This is a genomic window from Pseudomonas sp. (genome assembly GCF_030696055.1).
In the GTDB taxonomy this organism is placed as follows: domain Bacteria; phylum Pseudomonadota; class Gammaproteobacteria; order Pseudomonadales; family Pseudomonadaceae; genus Aquipseudomonas.
Genome location: NZ_JAUYNP010000225.1, coordinates 16921 through 37157, shown reverse-complemented (window position 1 = coordinate 37157; position 20237 = coordinate 16921). Strand labels below are relative to the sequence as shown.

The 20237-nt window shown below is 61.0% G+C and carries 24 protein-coding genes and 1 pseudogene; 14 read left to right on the top strand and 11 right to left on the bottom strand.

Annotation, left to right across the window (positions count from 1 at the left end; genetic code table 11):
* Positions 1-174: 174 nt before the first annotated feature.
* From Q8Q83_RS13315 to Q8Q83_RS13295, 5 genes and pseudogenes are all read left to right on the top strand, one after another.
* A complete protein-coding gene (locus Q8Q83_RS13315) occupies positions 175-984 on the top strand; it encodes an SDR family oxidoreductase (RefSeq protein ID WP_305624458.1) in 810 nt (269 codons plus the stop codon).
* A gap of 142 nt (positions 985-1126) precedes the next feature.
* The gene (locus Q8Q83_RS13310) at positions 1127-1597 is read left to right on the top strand and encodes a Dps family protein (RefSeq protein ID WP_305624456.1); all 471 of its coding nucleotides are present in this window, start codon (positions 1127-1129) and stop codon (positions 1595-1597) included.
* 101 nt (positions 1598-1698) lie between these two features.
* Positions 1699-2760, top strand: a complete 1062-nt coding sequence (locus tag Q8Q83_RS13305; RefSeq protein ID WP_305624454.1) for a GGDEF domain-containing protein — start codon at positions 1699-1701, stop codon at positions 2758-2760.
* 170 nt (positions 2761-2930) lie between these two features.
* Positions 2931-3251: pseudogene (locus Q8Q83_RS13300) on the top strand (cold shock domain-containing protein membrane protein); the annotation flags it as partial.
* A gap of 24 nt (positions 3252-3275) precedes the next feature.
* On the top strand, positions 3276-3533 hold the full coding sequence (locus tag Q8Q83_RS13295) for a cold-shock protein (RefSeq protein WP_305624462.1): 258 nt from the start codon (positions 3276-3278) through the stop codon (positions 3531-3533).
* Between the two features lie 59 nt (positions 3534-3592).
* On the opposite strand, the gene Q8Q83_RS13290 is transcribed toward Q8Q83_RS13295, so the two are convergent.
* Together Q8Q83_RS13290 and Q8Q83_RS13285 are read right to left on the bottom strand one after the other, a co-directional pair.
* Complete coding sequence (locus Q8Q83_RS13290; protein ID WP_305624452.1) at positions 3593-3799, bottom strand: SlyX family protein; 207 nt, start codon at positions 3797-3799, stop codon at positions 3593-3595.
* Positions 3800-3803: 4 nt separating this feature from the next.
* Complete coding sequence (locus Q8Q83_RS13285; RefSeq protein WP_305624450.1) at positions 3804-4229, bottom strand: HIT domain-containing protein; 426 nt, start codon at positions 4227-4229, stop codon at positions 3804-3806.
* A 730-nt stretch (positions 4230-4959) separates the two neighbouring features.
* Here Q8Q83_RS13285 and Q8Q83_RS13280 point away from each other — a divergent pair.
* Complete coding sequence (locus Q8Q83_RS13280; protein WP_305624449.1) at positions 4960-6210, top strand: OprD family porin; 1251 nt, start codon at positions 4960-4962, stop codon at positions 6208-6210.
* A gap of 85 nt (positions 6211-6295) precedes the next feature.
* Here Q8Q83_RS13280 and Q8Q83_RS13275 read toward each other — a convergent pair whose 3' ends face one another.
* On the bottom strand, positions 6296-6703 hold the full coding sequence (locus tag Q8Q83_RS13275; protein ID WP_305624460.1) for a PaaI family thioesterase: 408 nt from the start codon (positions 6701-6703) through the stop codon (positions 6296-6298).
* Positions 6704-6816: 113 nt separating this feature from the next.
* Here Q8Q83_RS13275 and Q8Q83_RS13270 point away from each other — a divergent pair, with 113 nt between their 5' ends.
* From Q8Q83_RS13270 to Q8Q83_RS13260, 3 genes are read left to right on the top strand one after another with little or no spacing between them, the layout of a single operon-like run.
* The gene (locus Q8Q83_RS13270; protein ID WP_305624447.1) at positions 6817-8532 is read left to right on the top strand and encodes a proline--tRNA ligase; all 1716 of its coding nucleotides are present in this window, start codon (positions 6817-6819) and stop codon (positions 8530-8532) included.
* 26 nt (positions 8533-8558) lie between these two features.
* Complete coding sequence (locus tag Q8Q83_RS13265) at positions 8559-9512, top strand: hypothetical protein (RefSeq protein ID WP_305624445.1); 954 nt, start codon at positions 8559-8561, stop codon at positions 9510-9512.
* Positions 9513-9519: 7 nt separating this feature from the next.
* Positions 9520-10092: a lytic transglycosylase domain-containing protein gene (locus Q8Q83_RS13260; protein WP_305624443.1), complete on the top strand. Its 573-nt coding sequence runs from the start codon at positions 9520-9522 to the stop codon at positions 10090-10092.
* 123 nt (positions 10093-10215) lie between these two features.
* On the opposite strand, the gene Q8Q83_RS13255 is transcribed toward Q8Q83_RS13260, so the two are convergent.
* Together Q8Q83_RS13255 and Q8Q83_RS13250 are read right to left on the bottom strand one after the other, a co-directional pair.
* The gene (locus tag Q8Q83_RS13255; RefSeq protein ID WP_305624442.1) at positions 10216-10491 is read right to left on the bottom strand and encodes an acylphosphatase; all 276 of its coding nucleotides are present in this window, start codon (positions 10489-10491) and stop codon (positions 10216-10218) included.
* Positions 10492-10636: 145 nt separating this feature from the next.
* Positions 10637-11119, bottom strand: coding sequence for a TlpA disulfide reductase family protein (locus Q8Q83_RS13250; protein ID WP_305624440.1), 483 nt, complete (start codon positions 11117-11119; stop codon positions 10637-10639).
* Between the two features lie 30 nt (positions 11120-11149).
* Here Q8Q83_RS13250 and Q8Q83_RS13245 point away from each other — a divergent pair, with 30 nt between their 5' ends.
* Positions 11150-12559, top strand: a complete 1410-nt coding sequence (locus tag Q8Q83_RS13245; protein WP_305624438.1) for a PilZ domain-containing protein — start codon at positions 11150-11152, stop codon at positions 12557-12559.
* A gap of 394 nt (positions 12560-12953) precedes the next feature.
* Positions 12954-13346, top strand: coding sequence for a hypothetical protein (locus tag Q8Q83_RS13240; RefSeq protein WP_305624436.1), 393 nt, complete (start codon positions 12954-12956; stop codon positions 13344-13346).
* Positions 13347-13399: 53 nt separating this feature from the next.
* Here Q8Q83_RS13240 and Q8Q83_RS20250 read toward each other — a convergent pair whose 3' ends face one another.
* The gene (locus Q8Q83_RS20250) at positions 13400-13600 is read right to left on the bottom strand and encodes a hypothetical protein (protein ID WP_371132409.1); all 201 of its coding nucleotides are present in this window, start codon (positions 13598-13600) and stop codon (positions 13400-13402) included.
* Positions 13601-13770: 170 nt separating this feature from the next.
* Positions 13771-15000, bottom strand: coding sequence for a virulence factor BrkB family protein (locus Q8Q83_RS13230; RefSeq protein ID WP_305624434.1), 1230 nt, complete (start codon positions 14998-15000; stop codon positions 13771-13773).
* 105 nt (positions 15001-15105) lie between these two features.
* Between Q8Q83_RS13230 and arsC the strand changes: the two genes are divergently transcribed.
* From arsC to Q8Q83_RS13215, 3 genes are read left to right on the top strand one after another with little or no spacing between them, the layout of a single operon-like run.
* Complete coding sequence (gene arsC, locus Q8Q83_RS13225) at positions 15106-15459, top strand: arsenate reductase (glutaredoxin) (protein WP_305624433.1); 354 nt, start codon at positions 15106-15108, stop codon at positions 15457-15459.
* Positions 15456-16061 carry an NAD(P)H:quinone oxidoreductase gene (gene wrbA / locus Q8Q83_RS13220; RefSeq protein WP_305624431.1) on the top strand — a complete coding sequence of 202 codons (606 nt, stop codon included), beginning with the start codon at positions 15456-15458 and terminating at the stop codon, positions 16059-16061. The genes arsC and wrbA overlap by 4 nt, the downstream gene beginning before the upstream one ends.
* Positions 16054-16464 carry a DUF2069 domain-containing protein gene (locus tag Q8Q83_RS13215; RefSeq protein ID WP_305624429.1) on the top strand — a complete coding sequence of 137 codons (411 nt, stop codon included), beginning with the start codon at positions 16054-16056 and terminating at the stop codon, positions 16462-16464. The genes wrbA and Q8Q83_RS13215 overlap by 8 nt, the downstream gene beginning before the upstream one ends.
* A 210-nt stretch (positions 16465-16674) precedes the next feature.
* On the opposite strand, the gene hda is transcribed toward Q8Q83_RS13215, so the two are convergent.
* From hda to Q8Q83_RS13195, 4 genes are read right to left on the bottom strand one after another with little or no spacing between them, the layout of a single operon-like run.
* Positions 16675-17379: a DnaA regulatory inactivator Hda gene (hda, locus tag Q8Q83_RS13210; protein ID WP_305624428.1), complete on the bottom strand. Its 705-nt coding sequence runs from the start codon at positions 17377-17379 to the stop codon at positions 16675-16677.
* A complete protein-coding gene (locus Q8Q83_RS13205) occupies positions 17376-18467 on the bottom strand; it encodes an AI-2E family transporter (RefSeq protein ID WP_305624426.1) in 1092 nt (363 codons plus the stop codon). The genes hda and Q8Q83_RS13205 overlap by 4 nt, the downstream gene beginning before the upstream one ends.
* Entirely contained in the window at positions 18464-19012 is a 549-nt protein-coding gene (locus Q8Q83_RS13200) for a CDP-alcohol phosphatidyltransferase family protein (protein WP_305624425.1), read from the bottom strand. The genes Q8Q83_RS13205 and Q8Q83_RS13200 overlap by 4 nt, the downstream gene beginning before the upstream one ends.
* A gap of 46 nt (positions 19013-19058) precedes the next feature.
* Complete coding sequence (locus tag Q8Q83_RS13195; protein ID WP_305624424.1) at positions 19059-20108, bottom strand: DUF2066 domain-containing protein; 1050 nt, start codon at positions 20106-20108, stop codon at positions 19059-19061.
* Between the last annotated feature and the right edge of the window lie 129 nt (positions 20109-20237).

Below are 20237 nucleotides of genomic sequence, written 5' to 3'. Positions count from 1 at the left end.
CAACACCCGGAACTGGCTCATCACTAGGGTCTGCTGACGTTTCGGCGCGGCCGCGACGAAACGTCCACAGACCCTTGGCCAATGCCCCGCATCCACAGATCACACTAAGCTCGGGCGCAGCGTTGTGGCCCGTTAATGGCGCAACACTCACCCGGTTCTATCCAAGGAGTTTCAATGCAATCACTTGCAGGCAAGGTAGCCGTCATAACAGGTGCAGGTTCGGGTATCGGTCGCGCACTGGCACAATTACTGGCACGGGAAGGTTGCGACCTGGCCCTGGCCGACATCAACAGCGACACCCTGCACAGCACCGCCCTCGAACTGCGCCAGCAGGGCGCCAAGGTCAGCTGCCACACACTCGACGTCGCCGACCGCGCCGCCACTTATGCCTTTGCCGACGACGTACTGGCCCAGCACGGCAGCGCCTACCTGATCATCAATAACGCCGGGGTCGCGGTGTCGCAGAGCATCGCCGAGCTGAGTTTCAGCGACTTCGAATGGATCATGGGGATCAACTTCTGGGGCGTGGTACACGGCACCCAGGCCTTTCTCCCGCACCTGTTGCAGAACAACGCCGGGCATATAGTCAATATCTCGAGCATTTTCGGCATCATCAGCCTGCCCTCACAGGGCGCCTACAATGCCAGCAAGTTTGCCGTACGCGGCTTTACCGAAGCCTTGCGCCAGGAACTGTGCAACAGCCAGGTGCAGGCCTGCTGCGTCCACCCCGGCGGCATTAAAACCAATATTGCCCGCGCCGCCCGCTTCTACCGTGGCATCGATGGCCAACAGGACGCCGACCGCGCCGCCGCCAAGTTTGACAAATATGCCCGCACCACTCCGGAACAGGCCGCCCTGGCCATCCTTGCCGGCATCAAGGCCAAGCGCCCGCGCATCCTGATCGGCAAGGATGCGCACCTGATCGACTGGATTCAGCGCCTGTTTCCAGCCGCCTACCCCAAATTGCTGGCCAGGCTGCTCTAGAAAACTGAACCCCGTACAGCCAATAGCCCCCAAGCATGACCTCTATTAGTTTTAATCTCGATAGCGCCCGAGAGGGCCCATGCTAGGCTCAGCCCAATGCAAGAAGCAGCCAAGCCCCAAGCCACCTGAGAGGAAAAATGGTATGGAAATCAATATCGGAATCGCCGAACAGGACCGCGCCGCCATAGCCGAAGGCCTGTCGCGCCTGCTAGCCGACACCTACACCCTGTACCTGAAAACCCACAACTTTCACTGGAACGTCACCGGCCCGATGTTCAACACCCTGCACCTGATGTTCGAGGGGCAATACAACGAACTGGCGCTGGCCGTCGACCAGATAGCCGAACGCATCCGCGCCCTCGGTTTTCCCGCCCCAGGCACCTATGCCGCCTACGCACGGTTGTCCTCTATTAAGGAAGAAGAAGGCGTACCCGGCGCAACCGACATGATCAAGCAACTGGTGCAAGGCCAAGAAGCGGTGGTGCGCACCGCCCGCGGCATTTTCCCGCTGCTGGACAAGGTCAGCGATGAGCCCACCGCAGACCTGCTCACCCAGCGCATGCAAGTCCATGAAAAGACTGCTTGGATGCTACGCAGCCTGCTCGACGCCTAAGCAATTCATGCAAAAGGCCCGATTGCTCGGGCCTTTTGCTAGGCGAGGCAACCGCCTGTGTTCTATGCTTTGGGCAATTGCAACTTGCCACAGTGACGTGCATGAACAAACCAGCCCCCAGCATTCTCGAGCTGTACCCCGAGGAGACCCGCGATGCCGCGGCGCTCCTGAAAAAGGCTGTGCCGCTGATGATGCGCCACGACATCCCGCCCAACCCCGTGCATTACGCACTCTGGTACACCTACTGCAAGGGTGTGGAACCCGAACTCAACCGTCGCCTGGATAAAACCGTCGCCGACTTCGATTGCTTCCCAGCAGAAACGGCCGCCAAGCTGTTTCGCGACTACATCATTCACGGCGAGCTGGAAGAGGCCCGCGCCGGCCAACAGCAAGTGATAGAGCTGGTTGACGATATCGAAGGCAATGTCTCGCGCAGCATACTCGGCAGCCGCAACTACCAGGCCAGCCTGGAACAGGGCCTGTCAGCGCTTCAAGAGCCGATCATCGATGACCTACCCAGCGTATTGAACGAACTGCAGCAAAGCACCCAGCTGATGCAGGATCAACAGGACAAATTCCTCTATCGCCTGTGCGCCGCCCAGGAAGAGATCAAAAACCTGCGCACCCAGCTAGAACGCGCCCATATCGCCGCGACCCTGGACAGCCTGACCCAGATCTTCAACCGCAGCGCCTTCAATCGACTGCTGGAACAAGCATTGAGCAACGATCACCAGGGCCTCGCCCTGGTGATGCTGGATATCGATCACTTCAAGCAGTTCAACGACCAATATGGTCACCCCCTGGGCGACCGCGTGCTGCAGCATGTCGGCCACCTCCTGCGCGACCTGTTGCCGCCCCGCGGCATGGCCGCCCGCTATGGTGGCGAAGAGTTCTGCGTGATCCTGCACGATTGCCTGGAACCCGCCACCGCCTACGCTTTTGCCGAAAAGCTGCGGATCAAGATTCAATCCCTGCGCATCAAAGTCCGACGCACCGATGAAGTGCTCGACAGCATCACCGCCTCATTCGGCTTCGCCATGGCCGAGACCGGAGACACCTTCGAAAGCCTGCTCACCCGCGCCGACGATGCGCTTTATCAAGCCAAACGCAGCGGCCGCAATCAAGTAAACCCCAGCTCAACCGAAGCCGCACTCAGCGCCTGATTGAGAAGCCCACCTCTTTGCTGTTAAATACGCCCCGTGTCGCTGACCAGAGCCTCTGGTTCAGCGCATAGGCTGACCTCGCACGCGCACCAATATCCTTCCTTTAATGGCCTAGCATGCGTAGCCAGCTCTTCCTGGTGATCCTTTTTAAATAAGTGAGCTCATTCCACATGCTGAAAATTGTCCATCTGCTTACGGGCCTTGCCGCCCTGCTACTTTCCTTTGCCCCCAGCCTTGGCACTGCCCCCCAGGTATTCCTGCAACAACCAAGCGCCCTTTGCCTCGCCTTGTTTGGCCTGCTCAACCTGATTCTGGCTCCGCAACTGCCGATCTGGCACGCAGGCTTGCGCCACCACCTGCAAAGCCTCGTTTCCGCACTCCTGGTACTGGGTTCCCTGCTGCAAGCCCTGATTCTGCTCGCCCCTTTAGAAGTAATAGCCAACCAGCCCGCCAGCCTCTTCAGCCTGATCATCATAGTGGCGGCCGTAGCCCTGCACCTGGGCACCAACCTGCGCATGCAGCCACGCCATAACTCGGCCAGCCAGGACCTCGGCGACCGCGAGACCGGCACCGTCAAGTGGTTCAACACCTCCAAAGGCTTCGGCTTTATTTCCCGCGACTCCGGCGACGATATCTTCGTGCACTTTCGCGCCATTCGCGGCGAAGGCCACCGCGTACTGGTCGAAGGCCAGCGCGTCGAGTTTGCCGTAATGCAGCGCGACAAAGGCCTACAAGCCGAAGACGTGATTGCCGCATCACCCGCACGCCGCTAATCCGCTACAAACGACAAAGCCCGCTAATTGCGGGCTTTGTCGTTTGTAGCGGCAGAGATTCAATAGTGAGGCGGTGGCGCCTCATCTTCAGACAGACCGAACTGTGTATTCGCCTCCTCCTGGCGCCTGGCCAAAGCCGCAAGCTGCAACTGCAGGCGCTCCAGCACACGTTGCTGCGCAACCAGCACATCGTTCAACGCCTGAATGGTGTCATCCTGAAAAGCCAACCGGCTCTCCAGCTCATTGATTCGTTCCTCGATACTCACCCGCTCAGTCCTCGTCAAAACAGAAATTGTCAGTCAATACCAGACGCAGACGGGCTATCACCGCAGCTACCTGCTCCTCGCTATAAGGCTGCGCGGGGTATTTGCCCCAAACCGGTGCAGGCCACGCGACATCACCGCGACGGCGGACAATCACATGCATATGCAGCTGGCTGACCATATTGCCCAGCGTCGCCACGTTCATCTTATCGGCAGCGAAGGTATCCTTGAGCAGCTCGGCCAGAGCAGTGGTCTCCTGCCACAGCGCTAATTGGTCGCCTGCATCCAGCTGAAACAGCTCACTGACATCATCGCGCCGCGGCACCAGGATAAACCAGGGGTACTGCGCATCATTCATCAACAGCAAACGACACAGCGGAAAGTCCCCCACCCCAATACAGTCCTGCTGCAACCGTGCATCCAGAGCGAACATGGCAAAATCTCCTGCTATAGATAGTCAGAGCCTAGCGATTGAGGCACAGCCCAGGCACACCAAGCGACAGACGCGCAGGATACCCTTGAGCCGCCACCTATTCATCCCATCTTGCCCCACGCACCGAGGATGCACCGACAGATAGCATGCCGCCAGATCACCCCAGCCATATGCACCATTTTGTTCCCTTCGGTAATCGCACCAGCCCAATTGCCGTTACCCCGGCAATGGAACGAGAGAGACAGCAGGCAAAATCCGGAAGCATAAGCCCAAGCAACAAGCAGGAAAAATTCAAGAAGCCCCCTGTAAAACAGCTAAAAAACCTAAAACAAGCTAAAAAAACCTGAACAACACCCACAATAAAGCCTATACACAGGCCTGATACGTACTAGAAAATCAATACGACAGGATTTCTGGCGCTGATTTTGCTTACAAGCTGGCGAGCCTTCGCAATGCAAGGTCATGGCCACCAAGAGCCACCCTGCCAGCAAGCTGGCTACCGAGTTAGTTAGCGGTCAACTACACAGGCTCCTGCGTTGAAATCTACAGAATTGCGACGCCTTTCTTCTTGTTTTGCGACATGAGCGTGAAGAATTCGTAACGAATAGATTGCAACTATCGCCAACTAGGGCAGCGTGTTATAAGTTACCGCCGACACAAAAAGTAAAGAGCTGTCCATACAACAATGATCTGGATAGTGCAACTTTTCTAAACCAAAGGAGCAATCACGATGCAAGTGATGAAGTGGAGCGTAATCGCCCTCGCAGTAGCCGCGGGCACCACCCAAATGGCAGTCGCCTCTAGCCAATCCGAATCCAAGGGTTTCGTTGAAGACAGCAGCTTCAATATCTTCAACCGTGCTCTGTATCACAACCGTGACTACAAGAACATTGACGATAGCCGCACCAGCGAAGAGTTCGGCCTGGGTATTCGCCTGCTGCTGGAATCCGGCTTCACTCAAGGCACCGTGGGTGTCGGCGTCGACGCTCACAGCCTGAGCAGCATCAAACTGGACACCGGCCGCGGCCGCGTAGGCATCGGCCAGTTCTCCGTGGACAGTGACGGCCGTGCCGAGGACACTCAAAGCGAAGTCGGTGGCGCTATCAAGTTCCGCGTTTCTGATACCGTGCTGAAGCATGGCAATCAGTTCGTAGCCAGCCCGGTATTCTCAACCGACGACAGCCGTATCCTGCCTGAAGTTGCCACCGGCACCCTGCTGACCAGCAACGAAATCGAAGGCTTGGAACTGACCGCTGGTCGCTTCACCGCCCTGAGCGGTCAGCGCCCGACCAGTCGCGACAGCCAAGGTCTGACATCTGCCGATATCATTGGCGCCAGCTATAGCTTTACCGACAATTTCAGTGGCGCCATTCATGCCTCCGACGTTGAAGACAACTTCAAGAAGCAGTATGTCAACCTGAACTACAACCTTTCGCTAGCGGAAGATCAGTCGCTAAACTTTGACTTCAACGCTTACCGGACCACTGACACCGGTAACAACCCAGCCGAAATTGATAACAAGATTTGGAGCCTGGCAGCCGCGTATACCCTCGGCGCTCATACTCTGACCCTCGCCCACCAGCGCTCCTCTGGCGACACTGCCTATGCTTACGGCGTTGATGGCTTAGGCACTATCTGGCTGGCCAACTCCGTTCAGATCTCCGACTACGACCGTAAAGACGAGCGCTCCTGGCAGGCTCGTTATGACCTGGATATGACCACCTACGGTGTTCCGGGCCTGAGCTTTATGACCCGCTACGTTTATGGCGACAACATTGACACCGGCTTGGGTGAAGAAGGCAAAGAGCACGAGTTCAACTTCGAAACCAAATATGTGATTCAGGAAGGCGCAGCCAAGGATCTGTCGTTCCGTATTCGTAACGCCATCTATCGTGCCAATAGCGCACAGAATGCGAGCTACGATACTCCTGACATGAACGACTTCCGTCTGATCGTCGAATACCCGCTGGAAGTGCTGTAATCCTGGGTTAATTCGATAGCAATATTAAAAGCCCGGCTGCTGCCGGGCTTTTTCTTTTCTATCAAACAACTGATTAACCAACTCCTCAAAGCGGCAGCGCATAAGTTCCCGTTACATGCGCCACCAACTCATCTTCATTACCCGCCGAATAGAGCGACACTTCGCAAACCGCCTGCCTGCGGCTTAAACGCAATATCCGCGCCTCGGCCAGCAAGTCCACCGGCTTGGGCTTGACCAGAAAATTGATATTCAAATTGGCCGTCACGGCCATTTCCACCCGCCCCAAGCGCCCCAGCACCATGGCATACATGGCCGCATCGGCCAGGGCCATAATGGTTGGCCCGGACAGCGTGCCGCCCGGCCGAATCAGCTTGCTGTGAAAAGGCACCCGCGCCAGCACGCCGTCGGCATCCAGCCGGTCGATGCACAGCTCAATATCCTCGGCCATGGGCAATCCCGCCCGGATCAGCGCCTGAACCTGTTCTGCCGTCAATATCGCCACAGCTAACTCCTTATCCGCAAACACCGGCATCCTGTACGCATCTGTACAGGCACCGTACAATGCCGGCCATTGAAATCCTCTTGCAACCGACAGAACAGCCAAATATGCGTACCAGCCAGTTCCTGCTCTCGACCCTCAAAGAAACCCCCTCCGATGCCGTAGTGATCAGCCACCAGCTGATGCTGCGTGCCGGCATGATCCGCAAGCTGGCTTCCGGCCTCTACACCTGGCTGCCCATGGGCCTGCGCGTGCTGCGCAAGGTGGAAAAAGTCGTGCGCGAGGAAATGAATGCCGCCGGCGCCCTCGAGGTGCTGATGCCGGGCATTCAGCCGGCCGAGTTGTGGCAGGAGTCCGGGCGTTGGGAGCAGTACGGCCCCGAGTTGCTGCGCATGAAGGATCGCCATGGCCGCGACTTCTGCGCCGGCCCGACCCACGAGGAAGTGATCACCGATCTGGCGCGCAATGAGCTCAACAGCTACAAGCAGCTGCCGATCAACCTGTACCAGATCCAGACCAAGTTCCGCGACGAGATTCGCCCGCGCTTCGGCCTGATGCGCGGCCGTGAGTTCATCATGAAGGACGCCTACTCCTTCCACGTTGACCAAGCCTCGCTGCAGCAAACCTACGACCGCATGCACCAGGCCTACTGCAACGTATTCAGCCGCCTGGGCCTGAACTTCCGCCCGGTGCAGGCCGATACCGGCTCCATCGGCGGCACCGGCTCCCACGAGTTCCATGTGCTGGCCGAGTCTGGCGAGGACGATATCGCCTTTAGCGACAGCTCCGATTACGCCGCCAATATCGAGAAGGCCGAAGCCGTACCGCGGGAAACCGCGCGCGCGGCCGCCAGCGAAGCCATGCGCCTGGTCGACACCCCCAACACCAAGACCATCGATGCCCTGGTGCAAGGCTTTGGCCTGGCCATCGAAAAAACCATCAAAACCCTGATGGTGCACGGCATCGAAGAAGGCACCCTGGTGGCGCTGATCGTTCGTGGCGACCACGAGCTGAATGAAATCAAGGCCGCCAACCTGGAGCAGGTCGCCAGCCCACTGGTATTCGCCTCGGAAGCCGAAATCCGCGCCGCCGTCGGTGCCGGCCCAGGCTCCTTGGGTCCGGTCAACCTGCCGATCCCCTGCATCATCGATCGCTCTGTGGCCCTGATGAGCGACTTCGCCTCCGGTGCCAATATCGAGGACAAACACTACTTCGGCGTGAACTGGGAGCGCGACCTGCCGCTGCCGGCTATTGCCGACCTGCGCAACGTGGTCGCGGGCGACCCCAGCCCGGATGGCCAAGGCACCCTGGAGATCAAGCGCGGCATCGAAGTCGGGCATATCTTCCAGCTGGGCACCAAGTACAGCCAGGCGCTGAACTGCCAGGTATTGGGTGAAAACGGCAAGCCGGTGATCCTGACCATGGGTTGCTATGGCATCGGCGTCTCCCGCGTGGTGGCAGCTGCCATCGAGCAGAACAATGACGAACGCGGCATTCTCTGGAACGACACCCTGGCGCCTTTCCAGATCGCCCTGGTGCCGCTGCGTTATGAAACCGAGATCGTGCGCGAGGCCACCGACAAACTGTATGCCGAGCTGACCGCCGCCGGCTACGAAGTGCTGCTCGATGACCGTGACAAGAAGACCAGTCCGGGCATCAAATTCGCGGATATGGAACTGATTGGCATCCCGCACCGCATCGTCGTCAGCGATCGCGGCCTGGCTGAAGGCAACCTGGAATACAAGAGCCGTCAGGAAACCGAAGCCCAGGCCGTGCCTGTGGCCGATATCCTGTCCTATATCCAGGCTCGCATCAGCCGCTGATTTCAACCCTTTTAGCCAGAGTCCGCATGTTCAAGCGAAGCACCTTCAACCTCATCGGCGGCGCCCTGGGCGCTGCCTTGTTGCTCAGCGGTTGCGCCAACCAGTTGCCGCAACGCAGCGAACACGAGGAGCGCATCGAGCGCAAATTGCTCGATCACAGCCTGCAAATCGATGTCGGCGAACCGCGCGTACTGGAGCTGCCGCAACGCCGCGTACGCGTGCATGAACAGAAATCCTTCGAAGTCACCGTCTTCGAGGTGACCCGCCGTTATGACCGCTATACGCCCTATCAGCCCTGGCGCGAACTGTATGAAGTGCCGCTCGGCGTGCTGGCGGTAGTCGGCGGCATCAGCGCCAATGCGCTCAACGTGGTGCTGCTCGGCAGCCTGCCGGACGCAGCGACCAAGGACTGGATCAGCTATGGCTTTGCCGGGCTCAATCCGTTTATGAACGTCGAGTCCAACGGCCGCTCGCAGCAGAATCTCGCCAGCCTCGAGGAGCGTCGCCAGGATGCCCGCGCGGAGTACTCCAGCCTGCCCTGGGCGGAACGTCCGGTGCAGGTCAAAGCCGGCGAGCAAAACCACGAACTGCTCACCGACCGCAATGGCATCCTGCGCCTCAACCTGCTCGACAGCCCCTTTGCCGAGCAGGATGTCGCGCGCATCGCCACCCTGCTGCTGAACGTCGAAGATGACCAAGGCACAGCCCGCGCCGATGCGTCGCTGCTGGTCAGCCGCACCCTGCGCGGCAAGCTGCAGGAAGCCCACGAGCTGATTTACGACGATCTCGAAGACGATGACGTCGAGCAGTGGGTACATCGGGTCAAGCGTTTGTCCGAACTGGGCCTGGAAGAGGAAGCCAGCGAGCTGGAGCAGAGCCTGATCGAGCTGACCCGCAACGACCCAGAGCTGCAGAAAATCTTCCTGCAAGCCCTGACCCAGGACGCCGGACGCCTGGTCGCCGATCCCGTTAGCGACTGAAGCGAAGATGGCCACGCGCCTGTTGCTGTCGCTGCTGAGCCTGCTGCTCTGCCTATCGGCGCAGGCTCAACTGCGCCAGGCGCCCGAACCTGAATTGCGCACCCTGCTGCAGCGCACAGTGGCGCAAGCCGACAGTTTTCAGGATCGCTTCGAGGCCGAGGTCTGGCTGCTGGATATGTCCACCCGTCTGCGGCGCTATATCCCCGATGCCCAGGAGCGCCTGGAGCTGCTCAGACTGGTGCACCGCGAAGCCAACAAAGCCGGTTTGCGCCCCGATCTGGTGGTGGCGCTGATCCATACGGAAAGCCACTTCGACCGTTTCGCCATCTCCTCGGTAGGCGCCCAAGGCATGATGCAGGTGATGCCGTTCTGGAAAGCCGAACTGGGCCGCCCCCAGGACAATCTCACCGACAACGCCACCAACCTGCGCTATGGCTGCACCATCCTCAGCTTTTATTTACGCAAGGAAAACGGCAACCTGAGCCGCGCCCTGGCCCGCTATAACGGCAGCCTCGGCAAGCAGGATTACCCCGGCAAGGTGATAGGTTTCTGGCACGACTTCTGGTACGTCAAACCCTAGGGTGGGTTAGCGGCGCGGAGTACGAGGCTCAAACACAACAGGGAGCCTGCGCGTCGCGTAACCCACCAATAGCACCGATGGGTATCGTGCGCGTAACCCATCCCACGAGCTGCTTACCTCAACTCAACGCCGCACGATAAAACCGGCAATCCCCTGCAGCGACTGATCATGCAGCTCCAGGGCAGTCACCTCGGCATCGCTTGGCCCCTGCTCCAGCCACGCCGCAAGCTCACGCACGGCGCTCTCCTCACCCTCGAACAGGGCCTCGACGCGACCGTCATGCAGATTGCGCACCCAGCCATTTAAATCCAGGCGCTCGGCCTGCTCAGCCGTAGACTGGCGAAAGTACACCCCTTGCACCCGGCCACTGACATAGGCATGCATACAAAGCTGCGTCATCGTATTACTCCTTTAGCAGGCCGTTGAAAAACTACCTACGTTGCCGATACGGCGTTAAAAACGGCCTCAAAATGCTCATTTACAGCCAGTAAACTCCGCTTTTTCGACCGTTTTTGCCTTGTCTCGGCTGCCTCGCCGACATTTTTCAACGGCCTGCTACCTGCAACGCCACCAGGCGGGCATGCAAACCGGCCGCGTTCTGCTCGCCGAGCAAACGCTCACGCAAACGGCCCTGGTCATCCACTATATAGGTCACCGGCAGGACCTCGCTGCGTGGTAGCTGGTAGCGCGCCGCCGGGTCTTGCGCCAACACGGTGAAGGCGATCCCCAGGTCTTGCGCCGCCTTGCCTAGCCTCTCACCCTGCAAGCCGTCGAAGTTGACCCCTAGCACAGTCACCGACTGCTCTTTCAGCTGTTCTTGCAAGGCATTCAATTCGGGAATCTCGCTGCGACAGGGCGTGCACCATTCGGCCCAGTAATTAATCACCAGCCACTGGCCATTCAGGCGCTCAACCGCTACCTTTCGTCCATGCTGATCGACGCCCACGTCTTCGGCGCAACCGGCCACAAGCAAGCCCATGCATAGGCCTGCAAGACTACGAATGACCGCCTGGAATCGCACGTCCATGCATTCGCTCCTCGCTTACCCAAGGTTGATATGACATTAGATGCCTTGCGCCTGGAAGTACCGGACATCCTCGAGGAACACGCCGCGTCTCTAGCCGAGCTCAACGAGCAGCTGGCCCTGGCGCGTTTGCAGCCACAAGACAATGCGCTGCAGCAGGTGCTCAGCCTGTTGTTCCGGCTCAACCGCAGCGCCATGACCTTACTCGAAAGACAGCGCGCGCTGCAAAGCTTCAGCGATGAATACCGCCACCATGCCAAGGCCTGCCAGGCCGACAAAACTCCGCCCGCGCTGTTCGTGCACCTGTGTAGCGAGCTGGCCATAGGTTTCAAGCGCCTGTTACTGCAAATCCTCCAGGGCCGCCAACCCTCACGCCCGCACCTGGCCTGGTGCCTGTATATGGCTCAGCACTTTCTCGCGCAAAGCCTGCTGCGCCATTACCAGTTGTATCAGGAACCACCGCCCAGCCTGTGGCGCGACAGTCACCTGCTGTACTGGATCGGCGAACACCAGCACTGCCTCGATGAGCCCGTGGCAGCGGCGTTTCAGCCAGCACCGGCGAGCACCTTACGCGGCCTCTACCAGCAAATGCTGTTGCTGGCCCTGAGCAACCCCTTTCACCTCGCCGAGGGCGAATGCCTGGTGTTGTTCGCCGCCCTCTCGCCCCTGGCCGGATTGGCGCGCCTGCTGCCATGGGATGACGAAGACGACCTCGAAGGCCCCGCCATCGACCTGACCGAGTCGCAGCCCTGCCTGAGCCAGGAACAACCCGCTGCTGGCAACCACGATTATCTACGCCGTTTCGAACTGGGCGCCTTGTTGATTGCCCTGCATGAGCCGGCCCCACTGCAGAGTGCTGGCGAACGGCAATTACTCGAGCGCGTGCAGCAGCACTGGCTGGGTCGGCAACAGCGGCGTCACCCGCGTGCCGAGCATGCCAGCGCGTGCAACCTGGTGGTTGGCCTGAGCAGCATTCACGCCCAGTTGCTGGAACAACGCCCCGCACATACCTCCGCGCAAATACTCGACGCCAGCTCGGGCGGCGCTCGCCTGCTGTGCAATCAGGATCAGGCCCGGCAACTAGCCGTGGGCCAGTTGGTATTGCTGCTCACCGGTAGCGATACACCAACCCTGGCCCTGGTGCGCTGGCGCCACCTCAATGCGGAGGGCTTGCACCTGGGCCTGCGCTATCTAAAGGGCCTGCCGCGGCCCGTCTGGCTGCGCCGTGCACCCAGTGCGCAGACCCACCCAGGCGTTCTGCAAAGCACACCTGCACCCGGTATTGGCTGGCATCACGGCCTTTGGCTGCCGAATGGGCAATTCGGCGAAGGGGAGAATGTCTGGCTGCAACTGGCCAGTATCAATAACCAGGCGCTACTGCAGTTGCCGACGGCCAACCTGATCACCGCCTCGGTGACTCGCTACCCGATGCAGTTGGCCTAGGGTCTGTTGCCGTTTCGCGGCGAGCCGCGTTGCTGCGCCAAATGGCGCCAAGCAAGGCGCGGGGCGCCGGTAATGGTCGCTCCCTTGCCAAGCCCTGCAACGCCGCCTGGCGCCATTTGCCGCGCAACCCGAAGGGACGGGCCTGTTTTTGCGCGGTGCTGCGTTTCTCGTCGCTCATTTGGAACAACCAAACTACGCTCCTCGTGCCTTGCCCCGCGCAAAAACAGGCTCCGTCGCGGCCGCATCGAAACGGCAACAGACCCTAAACCACGCAAACTGCGAGCGCGGTCACGCCCAACGTCGGCCGAGCGCACAGTTTCGCCGACAACCCCAGGCTTATACTTCTTCGAAACTCGCGCCCGATACGTCCTGCTATTAGCCTGGAAACGCAATCATGACCCAAGCCCACGACAAGTTGATTGGCCCAGTACCTTCCGCAATAGTCAACCTGGCCCGCTTGCAGGTCACCCGCTATGAAGGGCGCGTCGCCGAGTTCAACGTAGCCGCCTGGCTGCAACTGCCGGGGTTGGCCAGCTTGCCGGTGTCCCTGCTGATCAGCTATCGCGACGGCACGACCCGCCGCGAGGTGATGGTCGATCACGGCAGGGTCAGCCAGCACAACAAGATCCTGCTGTCGGGCGTCGCGCGCCTGCCGGTGAAGCTGAAGATCGAAGATATGCAGGTGCGTCTGCGCTCGGCAGTTGTCCCGCAAACCCTGGTGGTCGAAGAACTCTTTGTCCAAGCCATTGAGTTGGCCCAAAGCACTAGCCGCCAAGCGACTGCCTAAGCAAGCTTTTCCCCTTCAGCCAAAACCCCGCGCCTCGACGCGGGGTTTTGCGTTTAACGCGACGAGCCGCCCGCCTGGGTTTCAGCTGGCGTCGGCTCGGTATCGGTTTGAGCGTCCTGCGCTTGCTCCACCAACGGCACCAGCGACTGCGGCCAACTGCTGAAGCGCAGGCCGGTAATACGGTTAAGCCGTTCCAGCGCCTCTTGCGGGTCACGCTGATACAGATGAATCACCTTGCCTTTAGTGGTTGCCATAGCACCCTTTCCACTGCGCCAATCCCTGCCATGCTGGCAATTTGATTGCAATCTACCGAGCGATTGCCAGAAGCGTGCCAGCCTCCTTTGTCCAACTTTGACGGCCTTGCCCCACCCATCCAGCGCAACAGACTCCGATGCTGCGCCGCAAACTGACGCTTTTTGTCACTCTACTTGGCCGAATCCGCCTGTGGGTGCAACCAGTCCGCGAGGTTCTCACCGAACAAGGCCAATTGCTCATCGTGCAACTGTTGCAAGCCGCTGCGCAGCGCCGGGTACCAGGGCTCATCGAGCTGTTCCGGCAACTGAGTCAGGCGCGGCAGTGGCCAGGGGCTGCGGCTCAACAACTGCGCCACGCTGTAATGACCAAGATCGCGGCTGAGCACCCAGGAACCCGCGCCGGTCGGCGCGACCAACTGCTGCTGTTCGAGAAACTCCAGCACCTCCTCCCACTCATGCTCGGCCAGCAGCCAGCCCTGGCGCTGCACATCGCGCAGGCGCACTTTCAAGCCCGAATGCTGACGTTCATGGAACACCCGCAGCACCCCCAGCACTATCAACAAGCGCGGCATCGCACGCTTGCGCCACTGGTGCGAGGAGCCCAGGTTGCACACCACCTCGGCGCCAAACAGCACGATCAGCCAGGACAGATAGATCCACAGCAGAAACAGCGGCACAGTGGCGAAAGCCCCGTAAATCAGCTGGTAGCCCGGGAAAAAACGGACATAGAGGCCAAACAGCATCTTCGCCACTTCGAACAGCACCGCGGCGAACACCCCGCCCAAGCAGGCATGGCGAATCGGTACCTGGGCATTGGGCACCGTGGCATAGAGCAGGGTGAAGGCCGCCACACTGAATAGCAGGGGCATAAATTTCAGCAGGGTCTGCACCCCCAGCAGCGCATCGGGCCCGGAAATCAGCGACAGCGACGCGATATAGGTGCTGATGGCAAAGCCGCCACCGAGCAAGATGGGCCCCAGGCTGAGGATCGCCCAATACAGCAGAAAGCTCGATACGCCACGCCGCGGCTGACGTACACGCCAGATGGTATTGAAGGCTTTTTCTATGGTCACCAGCATCCAGAACGCCGTGGCGGCCAGTATCACCACGCCGACCCAGGTCAGCTGACGGGCCTGGGTGGTGAAATCGCGCAGGTATTGCTGCAGGGCTTCGCCCGCCGAGGGCACGAAGTTGCGGAAGATAAAACTCTGAATCTGCTCGCCGGTGTCCTGAAAAGCCGGAATGGCCGAGAGCATGGAAAAGGTCACGGTCATCATCGGCACCACGGCGAACAGTGTGGTGTAGGTCAAGGCCGCTGCATTATTGGTGCCCCGGTCGGCAAGAAAGCGCTGCAACAGAAAATGCCAGAACTCCAACAGATCGTTAACGCGCTGACGCATGCCCTCTCCTTAGCCATTTGCCCACCGACGACCCGCTCCAGGCGCAGGCGTAGCGGCCGTTAGCGGGTAGAATAGCCGCCATCGAATATAACAAGCGACCCGAATATGACCGATCTACAGCTCTACCATAACCCGCGTTGCTCAAAATCCCGCAGCGCCTTGCAGCTGCTGGAAGAGCGCGGCCTGACGCCGAGCATAGTGCGCTATCTGGAAACACCGCCCGATGCCGAGCAATTGCAGGAACTGCTGCGCAAGCTCGGCCTTGGCCCGCGCCAATTGCTGCGCAGCGGTGAAGAGGAGTACCAGCAGCTCAACCTGGCCAATCCGGCACTGACTGACGCCCAATTGATCGAGGCGATGGCCAAGCACCCGAAACTGATCGAACGGCCGATTCTGATCGTCGGTGACAGAGCCGTGGTGGGGCGTCCGCCGGAAAAGATCCTGGAGATATTGCCTTGAGCGCGCCCTATATCCTGGTGCTGTATTACAGCCGCCACGGCGCAACCGCCGAAATGGCCCGGCAGATTGCCCGCGGCGTGGAAATGGCCGGCCTGGAAGCGCGCCTGCGCACGGTGCCGGCCGTCTCCACCGAGTGCGAAGCAGTAGCCGCCGCTATACCAGCCGAAGGCGCGCTCTACGCCAGCCTGGATGAGCTGAAGAACTGCGCCGGCCTGGCCCTCGGCAGCCCGACCCGTTTCGGCAATATGGCCGCGCCGCTCAAGTATTTTCTCGATGGCACCAGCGGCCTGTGGCTAACCGGCGGCCTGGTCGGCAGACCGGCCGGCGTGTTCACCTCCACCGCCAGCCTGCACGGCGGCCAGGAAACCACCCTGCTATCGATGATGCTGCCGTTGCTGCACCACGGCATGCTGATCATGGGCCTGCCCTACAGCGAAGCGGCCCTGCTGGAAACCCGTGGCGGCGGCACGCCCTATGGCCCCAGCCACCATGCCGGCGCCGACAGCAAACGCCCCCTCGATGAACAGGAAATAACCCTGTGCCGCGCCCTGGGTCAACGCCTGGCGCAGACCGCCCTGAAACTGGAGAGCGCCCGTGGCTAAGACGCCGAAGCCCCTGCCGTCACTCGAATGGCTCAAGCCCCGCCTGAGCATCAGCCGCGCCCTCAGCCTGCTCAGTTTCCTGGCCCTGGCCGCCCTGCTACTGGCATGGCATCTGCTGTTTGCCGAGATCCCGGGCAAGCTGCTCTGGGCGATACTGGCCATGCAGTTGGCGCCCTTGCTGCTGCTGGCCCCCGGCCTGATCCTCGGCAACGCCCGCGCCCACGCCTGGACCTGCTTTGTGGTCAATCTGTACTTTATCCAGGGCGTACTGGCGGCCTTCGACCCCTCCAAGGCCCTGTACGGCTGGCTGCTGACACTGCTCAGCCTGAGCCTGTTCTGCGCCGCCCTGATGTTTACCCGCTGGCGCTTTCAATACGAACGCAAATTGGCCGGGGAAAGCTGAAGCAGTCGATGCACGTAGGATGGGTTGAGCGCAGCGATACCCATGCTGCAGGTTGGCCGCATGGGTGTGGCCCGACCAAGCGACTGAATTCGATGCGGCGTAACCCTGCATTGGTGCTGTGCTGGGTTACGCGGCGCTCGATGTTCAGATTGCCCACTCGCCGGCGACATGCGCCGCTAACCCAGCCTACGGCCTGTGCTTACAACCGGACTACCAGCCCAAGGTGGCTTTTAGAAAGGGGATGGTCAGCTTGCGCTGGGCCTGCAGGGAGGCCTGATCCAGGCGTTCGAGCAATTCGAATAGCGCGCTCATGCTGCGCTCGCCACGGGTCAGGATAAAGCGCCCGACCTCATCGCTCAGATGCAGGCCGCGGCGCGAGGCGCGTAGTTGCAGGGCGCGTAGCTTGTCTTCATCCGACAGCGATTGCAGCTGGAACACCAGCGCCAGGGTCAGGCGCGATTGCAGGTCCGCCAGCTTGACTGGCAGCTCGCGCGGCGAGGTGCTGGCGGCCAGTAGCAGACGTCGCCCCGAATCCCGCAAGCGGTTAAACAGGTGGAACAGCGCCTCTTCCCAGTCACTGCGCCCGGCCACCGCATCCAGATCATCCAGGCAGACCAGCTCGCACTGCTCCAGGTTATCCAGCAGTTCGGGGCCGTATTCGACCACCTCGGCCAGTGGCAGGTACACCGCCGGTTCGCCGCGCTGCTCGAAACGCAGGCAGGCGGCTTGCAGCAGGTGGCTACGGCCCACGCCCTCGCCACCCCACAGGTAGATCAGGCTTTCCGTCCAGCCGGCATCCGCCTCGCACAGGCGCTCGACATAGCCCAGCGCCGCAGCGTTGGCTCCGGGGTAGTAGTTGGCGAAGGTGGCGTCATCACGCAGACGCACGCCTAAAGGCAGTTGAATGGGTGTCATGCAGGGCTGGGCGGCTCGTCGGAATCGCTAGGGGGCTCACCATAAAGATCGGAAAGTTTATAGAAATCATGCAGATGACGCACTAGCACCATGATCACCGCGGCCACCGGCAGCGCCAAGAGGATGCCGGTAAAGCCAAACAGCTGGCCGCCGGCCATGATGGCGAAGATCACCGCCACCGGATGCAGACCGATGCGGTCGCCCACCAACAGCGGGGTCAGCAGCATGCCTTCGAGCAGCTGGCCGACCATAAACACCGCGGCGATCCCCAGCAGCGGGTAGAAATCCACGCCGAACTGGAACAGCCCGGCTGTGATTGCCGCGCCTATGCCGACCACCACGCCCAAGTAGGGCACTATGCTGGCCAAACCAGCCAGCACCCCGATCAACAGGCCCAACTCCAGGCCAAGCAACATCAGGCCGCTGGCATACAGCACGCCGAGCGCCAGCATCACCAGCAACTGGCCGCGCAGGAAAGCGCCCAGCACCTCATGACACTCCCCGAACAGCTGCACCACCCGCCCTTCACGGCCACGCGGCAGCAGGTTGCGCAGCTTGGCGAGCATCAGATCCCAATCGCGCATCAGGTAAAAGCTCACCACCGGGATCAACAGCAGGTTGGCCAGCCAGCCCAGCAACGCCAGCCCCGAAGCCGTGGCCTGGGACAGCAGCATGCCGACCATATCGGTGGTTTTGCCCAATTGCCCGGAGAGGGCCGCCTTGAGCTGATCGAAACGCCAGAAGCCCTCGGCCAGGCCGAGCTTCAGCTGTATCCAGGGCAGCGCCTGATCCTGCAGCCAATCGAGCATGGCCGGGGCCAGCTCGTACAGACGCAGCAACTGTTTGCCCAGCATGGGCACCAGCACCAACAGCAGAATTGCCAGGACCAGGCTGATCAGCGCGAACACCGCCACCACACCCCAGGTGCGCGATAGCTTCCAGCGCTCCAAGCGATCGACCAGCGGGTCGCCCATATAGGCCAGCAACACACCGATCAGGAAAGGCGCAAGAATCGGCTGCAGCAGGTACAGCAACCAGCCGAGCAGCAACAGCCCCGCTATCCATAGCCAGCGATGTGAATCGATCATGCTTTCATCCTTGTGGAACGGAATTTACGGGTCCAGACCCAGATATAGTGGGCACCACTGACCAAGCTGGTCAGCAGCACCAAGGCGATCAGCGGCCAACGCAGCTCGGCGAAGGCCGGCAGCACGCTCAGCTCCAGCAGCACGGCGGTGATCAGCACCAGTTGCAACAGGGTGGACAACTTGCCCAGCCAACTCGGGCTGAAATCGAACGGGCCGGCCAACGCCCGGTAGAGACTGGCGCCGCCGACGATCAGGGCATCGCGAAGAATCACCACGACGGCCAGCCACCAGGGCAGCACCAGGGTTACCGCCAGGCAGATATAGCTGATGCTCAACAGCAGCTTGTCGGCGATGGGGTCGAGGATCGAGCCGAGCCTGCTGGTCCAGCCATAATGCCGGGCGAGAAAACCATCCAGCGCATCGGAGAGGCCGGCCACGACGAACAGCACCAGCGCCTGGCCATGCCGTTCGGCCAACAGCAGCAGGGCGATCGGCACTATCAGCACCAGGCGCAGCACAGTCAACAGATTGGGCAGATGAGGCATGGCAGTCCTTGGCAAGGCGTTCCGCTATGCCGGCAGTCTACGCCGACTACCAGCGAAACCGCAGCACATCGGCGCGCGGCACAATCTGCGGGGCGGGCTCGGCGCCAGCGGTTGGCGTCTGCGCCGGCTGGCTGGCATCGAGCGGCGGGGCCTCGGCGCTGACTTCCTGCAGTCGCGCCAGAGCCAGTTGCGCGCGCAACTGCTCGACGTTGGCGGTCACCTGGAAGGTCAGGGTATCGCCCTGCACCTTGCGCAACTGCGCGGCAAAGGGCTCGAGAATTCGCTGCAGCTCGGCATAACGCGCCAGATCGACACCCTGCACCTCGATGGTCAGGCTGTTGGCGGCGCCCGGTGCGACGATAAAGCGTGGCGCCAGGCGCTGGCTGACGGCGAGCAGAACAGCGTCGGCCAAGGCCGCCTGATCGGCACCCTGCACCTTGCCCTGCTCGCGCTCATCGCCCAACCACAGGCGCCACTGCGCTTGCCATTGGCCATTGTCCTCCCGGGCCAGCACCGCCAGCAGCGCATCGGCGGCATAGCGCTCCGATGCCGTACGCAGGGCCGCGGGGTCATTGGCTGCAAGCGCTTCCGGCGTCGCCAGCAGCTGTTCGTCGAGATCCGCCAAGGGCAAACGCACGGGCAAACCCCGGTGCTGGGCGGCCAGCCCGAGGACTTGCGCAGCTTCCTGGCCATCGCCGATCAGGCTGCTGCCCGCGCTGGCATCGTTCAACCACCAGGTGAGGATGGCCGGGCGATTAGCCCCCCACAGCGACAACCCGGCCTGGCGCAGGCTGCGCTCGGTGCTGGAGGGGTCGAAATCCACCAGCAGCTTGTCGCCCTCATAACCATACTGGCTGACGATCTGCTGCGGGTCCTTGCGCAGGGCCGCCAGCGCCGGGCTTTGTGCGGCATTCGCGTCGCCGGTCAAGCGCAGCACCAGGGTATCCAGGGCTCGCCCTAGCGCGGCAGCCCGCTCATCCGGTTGCTGGCTGGCGACCGGCTCGCGCACTTGGTACAGATCACTCACAGTTGCTGCCAGGCTCGGCAGGCTGATCAGCGGCAAACAGGCAAGAAGCAGGCAAGCGGTCAAACGCATGGAGGGATTCTCGACAGACGGAAAGTGGCGCACAACAGTCTGGCAGGCCGCGCGCAAAGGCTTATACCTTAAACAGCCGCCTTCCTGCCCGCAACCATCGCGCCGCCCGGGTGGCCGCTGCCCGGCAAG

Coding starts and splice junctions, on each gene's coding strand:
- Q8Q83_RS20250 (WP_371132409.1), bottom strand. CDS start 13,600: ATGGCAACCACTAAAGGCAAGGTGATTCATCTGTATCAGCGTGACCCG.
- Q8Q83_RS13265 (WP_305624445.1), top strand. CDS start 8,559: ATGTTCAAGCGAAGCACCTTCAACCTCATCGGCGGCGCCCTGGGCGCT.
- Q8Q83_RS13200 (WP_305624425.1), bottom strand. CDS start 19,012: ATGCCTCATCTGCCCAATCTGTTGACTGTGCTGCGCCTGGTGCTGATA.
- Q8Q83_RS13295 (WP_305624462.1), top strand. CDS start 3,276: ATGCAGCCACGCCATAACTCGGCCAGCCAGGACCTCGGCGACCGCGAG.
- Q8Q83_RS13195 (WP_305624424.1), bottom strand. CDS start 20,108: ATGCGTTTGACCGCTTGCCTGCTTCTTGCCTGTTTGCCGCTGATCAGC.
- Q8Q83_RS13285 (WP_305624450.1), bottom strand. CDS start 4,229: ATGTTCGCTCTGGATGCACGGTTGCAGCAGGACTGTATTGGGGTGGGG.
- Q8Q83_RS13205 (WP_305624426.1), bottom strand. CDS start 18,467: ATGATCGATTCACATCGCTGGCTATGGATAGCGGGGCTGTTGCTGCTC.
- Q8Q83_RS13270 (WP_305624447.1), top strand. CDS start 6,817: ATGCGTACCAGCCAGTTCCTGCTCTCGACCCTCAAAGAAACCCCCTCC.
- Q8Q83_RS13245 (WP_305624438.1), top strand. CDS start 11,150: ATGACATTAGATGCCTTGCGCCTGGAAGTACCGGACATCCTCGAGGAA.
- Q8Q83_RS13310 (WP_305624456.1), top strand. CDS start 1,127: ATGGAAATCAATATCGGAATCGCCGAACAGGACCGCGCCGCCATAGCC.
- Q8Q83_RS13240 (WP_305624436.1), top strand. CDS start 12,954: ATGACCCAAGCCCACGACAAGTTGATTGGCCCAGTACCTTCCGCAATA.
- arsC (WP_305624433.1), top strand. CDS start 15,106: ATGACCGATCTACAGCTCTACCATAACCCGCGTTGCTCAAAATCCCGC.
- Q8Q83_RS13260 (WP_305624443.1), top strand. CDS start 9,520: ATGGCCACGCGCCTGTTGCTGTCGCTGCTGAGCCTGCTGCTCTGCCTA.
- Q8Q83_RS13255 (WP_305624442.1), bottom strand. CDS start 10,491: ATGACGCAGCTTTGTATGCATGCCTATGTCAGTGGCCGGGTGCAAGGG.
- Q8Q83_RS13315 (WP_305624458.1), top strand. CDS start 175: ATGCAATCACTTGCAGGCAAGGTAGCCGTCATAACAGGTGCAGGTTCG.
- hda (WP_305624428.1), bottom strand. CDS start 17,379: ATGACACCCATTCAACTGCCTTTAGGCGTGCGTCTGCGTGATGACGCC.
- Q8Q83_RS13280 (WP_305624449.1), top strand. CDS start 4,960: ATGCAAGTGATGAAGTGGAGCGTAATCGCCCTCGCAGTAGCCGCGGGC.
- Q8Q83_RS13250 (WP_305624440.1), bottom strand. CDS start 11,119: ATGGACGTGCGATTCCAGGCGGTCATTCGTAGTCTTGCAGGCCTATGC.
- Q8Q83_RS13305 (WP_305624454.1), top strand. CDS start 1,699: ATGAACAAACCAGCCCCCAGCATTCTCGAGCTGTACCCCGAGGAGACC.
- Q8Q83_RS13230 (WP_305624434.1), bottom strand. CDS start 15,000: ATGCGTCAGCGCGTTAACGATCTGTTGGAGTTCTGGCATTTTCTGTTG.